General features: G+C 62.4%; 4 protein-coding genes. All 4 read left to right on the top strand.

Annotated elements, in window-relative coordinates:
• Positions 1-243 precede the first annotated feature (243 nt).
• A complete protein-coding gene (locus ACZLZY_RS24680; protein ID WP_472936471.1) occupies positions 244-621 on the top strand; it encodes a putative quinol monooxygenase in 378 nt (125 codons plus the stop codon).
• Positions 618-1,262, top strand: a complete 645-nt coding sequence (grxB, locus tag ACZLZY_RS24675; RefSeq protein ID WP_472936472.1) for a glutaredoxin 2 — start codon at positions 618-620, stop codon at positions 1,260-1,262. Before ACZLZY_RS24680 ends, grxB begins: the two co-directional genes overlap by 4 nt.
• Positions 1,263-1,358: 96 nt before the next feature.
• Entirely contained in the window at positions 1,359-1,943 is a 585-nt protein-coding gene (locus ACZLZY_RS24670) for a carboxymuconolactone decarboxylase family protein (protein ID WP_472936473.1), read from the top strand.
• A 237-nt stretch (positions 1,944-2,180) separates the two neighbouring features.
• Positions 2,181-3,275 (top strand): NADH:flavin oxidoreductase/NADH oxidase, encoded by a 1,095-nt coding sequence (locus tag ACZLZY_RS24665; protein ID WP_472936474.1) that lies wholly within the window; start codon positions 2,181-2,183, stop codon positions 3,273-3,275.
• The last annotated feature ends 258 nt before the right edge of the window (positions 3,276-3,533 follow it).

Below are 3,533 nucleotides of genomic sequence, written 5' to 3'. Positions count from 1 at the left end.
GGCAGGGGGCAGCGACACCAAGTCCCAGGCCCGGCGGCCGATCTGCGCCTATCCGAGGTTTCCCGAGTTCACAGGCGGCGACCCGTCGAGCCCCTCCAGTTTCCGCTGCGCCGAGCGCGAGCGTGGAAGCCCGATGTCGCCTGCGGCCCGTTACCTGAACTGAGACACGACAAGCCCCGGAAGCGCTTTGCATCGCGAGCCGACTTCCCGGTCCCTTCCACGACCTGACACCGAGAGCAGCACATGACCGACGAAACCGTCTGCATCTTCCACTTGACCCTGGATCCCGCGAACTTCGAGACGTTCAAGGAGCTGGTCGGCCGGATCGTGTCCGCGACGCGCCAAGAGCCGGGCACGCTCAGCTACGAGTACAGCGTCAACGCCGACCAGACCGTCGCGCACATCGTCGAGCGGTACCGGACGCCCGACCTCTTGGGACACGTCAGGGACACGTTCGCACCGTTCGCCGAGCGCTTCCTCGAACTCGTGACGATCGAAAAGCTCTTTGTCTACGGAGCGACCACGCCGGAGATTCGGGCAACGCTCGACGAGTTCGGTGCCGTCTACATGACGTCCTTCGACGGCTTCACACGCACAATGACCACAGGGGACGACGCATGAAGCTCTACGTCTACGACCACTGTCCGTTCTGCGTGAAGGCACGTGAGATCTTCGGCTTGAAAGGCCTGCCGTTCGAGCTCGTCGTGATGGCGAACGACGACGCCGCGACGCCCGAGCGAATGGTCGGGCGGAAGGTAGCCCCCATCCTCGAGCACGATGGGCGTTACACGCCGGAGAGCATGGACATCGTCCGCGCAGTCGACGCCATGACGGAGCCCCGCGTCTTGGTCGGACCGACCAACCCGGAAGTGACCCGTTTGATCGAGGAAGGATCGCAGACGTTGTACCGTCTGGTGATGCCGCGTTGGGCTGCCGCCCCGTTGGCGGAGTTCGCCACGCAGGAAGCGCGCGCCTTCTTCAGGGGCAACAAGGAGAAGGTCATCGGCCCCTTCAAGGACAGGCTGGCCGAGACCGAAGAGCACGTCGCCGCGGCGAACGCGCATCTTCTCCAACTGGAGCCGCTCGTGCGCTCGCCGGACGCCGTCAACGGCGAACTGTCGGAGGACGACATCCACCTCTTCGCCCACCTGCGGGCGCTGTCCATCGTCCGGGGCGTTTCCTACCCTCCGGCGGTCGACGCTTATCGCCGGAGGATGTCGGAGAGGACGGAAGTTCCGCTTCACGACGACATCGCCACCTGAAGACCAAGTCGGCGAACTTCAGATCACCGTTCCATTCCAAGTCATAAAGCGGAGCAGTTTTACGTTCACCCGCCAACACCCAACAGGAGTTTTAATATGTCCAATCCGTCCGTGAGTAACGACCAGATCACCTCGAAGGTCGAGATCGATTATCCAGACTTTCAGACCCTGCCGAAAAATGTCCAAGAGAAGTTTGAGAGCCTGTCGACCAAGGTCAACTTCTTCAAGATGCTGGGTCATAGCGTCGGGACTTTCGTTCCCGTCATCGACCTGACGAATGCGATCTTCCGGGACCTCACAATCTCCGACTATCACAAGGAGCTGATCGTGTTGCTGGTGGGAGCACATGCAAGCGTGGCCTACGAATGGGAACAGCATGTTTCCATCGCTCAGGCGGCGGGCGTCCGCCAGGACCAGTTCATCGCCATCGCGGAAGAGCGACTCGATGACACCGACGCCTTCAGCGAAAACGAGCGCGTGCTCCTGCGGTTCGGGAAGGCCATTCTCGTCAAGGACAAGGCACCGGGTGTGTTGTTCAAGCACGCGCTACGGCACTTTTCCGTCCAGGAGCTGAGCGACGCCATCATCGTCCTCGGCTACTACCGAATGATCGCGGGCTTCATCCAAACCTTCGATCTCGCCATCGATGCGCAGCAAGATGGAAGTTGGATCAAGGGTTAAGTGGCTCGCAACCGGGTTGCAGCCGCCGTCGAACGGTTTGGTGCTCTACCGCGGGCGATCTCCAACAACAATGGCCGGACGTAGCCAGTCGCGTACCGATCGAGCCCCGGGGGGGGGGGGGCGACCTTGCAGTGAAGCAGGTCGAGGCCTCAAGCGCGGAGCGCTACCGACGACAAAACAACGGTCTTTTTCAAGAAGAACGCCAAGCCAACCGCAGCGATAGTATCGGAGAATGCCATGTCCGCACTGTTTACGCCCTACAAGCTCAAGGATGTCACCCTTCGCAACCGCATCGTCGTCTCTCCGATGTGCCAGTATGCGGCCGAGGACGGACTGATCGGCGACTGGAACTATGCCCATCTTGCAAGCCTCGCACGGGGCGGCTCGGGACTCGTGATCGCGGAAGCCACCGCGGTATCGCCCAAGGGTCGCATCACGCCAGGTTGCCCCGGCCTGTGGAACGATCAGCAGATTGAGCCTTGGAGCAAGGCCGTCGCCCTGATCAAGGCGGCCGGTGCAGTGCCTGGCATCCAGATCGCGCATGCGGGCCGCAAGGCAAGCTCGAACCGTCCGTGGGAAGGCGACGATCATATGGCGGCCGACGATCCGCGTGGCTGGGAGACGATCGCACCGTCCGCGATCGCGTACGGCGAGCATCTCCCAAAGGTGCCGAGGGCGATGACAGTCGAGGACATCGCGCGCGTGAAGGCCGACTTCGTCTCAGCCGCGCAGCGTGCGCAGCAGGCGGGCTTCGAGTGGCTGGAGTTTCACTTCGCCCATGGCTATCTGGCCCAGAGCTTCTTCTCGACCTGGTCGAACAAGCGCGAGGATGCTTACGGCGGCGACTTCGATGGTCGGGCGCGCTTCATCAGCGAAACGCTCGCGGCCGTTCGCGAGGTCTGGCCCGAGCATCTTCCGTTGACTGCTCGGTTCGGCGTCACGGAGTTCACGGGACAGGACGACCTTGAAGAAGGGATCGAGATGGTGCGCCGCATGAAGACCGGGGGCCTCGACCTCATCGACGTCAGTGCCGGGTTTTCGACGCCGACGGCGAATGTACCGAGGGGGCGTGCCTTCATGGTACCAATTGCGCGGCAGGTGAAAGAAGCGACCGCCATGCCAGTGACGACAAGTCGTTTCATCTTCGATCCAAAAGACGCCGAGGCTGCCATCACGGATAGCAAGCTCGACCTCGTGACGCTTGGGCGCCCGCTCCTGGCAAACCCCCATTGGCCATATGCCGCGGCGCTCGCACTCGGTGTCGACAAGGCAGCATGGACAACGCTGCCTGCCCCCTACGCTCATTGGCTGGATCGTTACCGCCCGAACTGAGGGGCCATCCCAGACGGGAAACGCATGACGATTCCACGGCCGTCGACGTTCAACGAACGGCGGCCAAGCCTTGAGCAATCCACCGTTCCCGCGGCGGACTGTCAATGTTTGACGGGAACCCGGCTTGCCGCGTTGTTCGCCTCCACGACTTCCCGAAGCATGGCCAGGAAGTCTTCCGCCCGATCGCCAAGCGGTTCGACGACGCGTCGTTGCGCCCGGTCGACCGCCCCTTCGACGTCCTCCAACAGGCGTTGGCCT

The organism is Mesocryomonas lacus (assembly GCF_055730135.2).
This window is presented reverse-complemented; position numbering and strand designations above follow the sequence as displayed.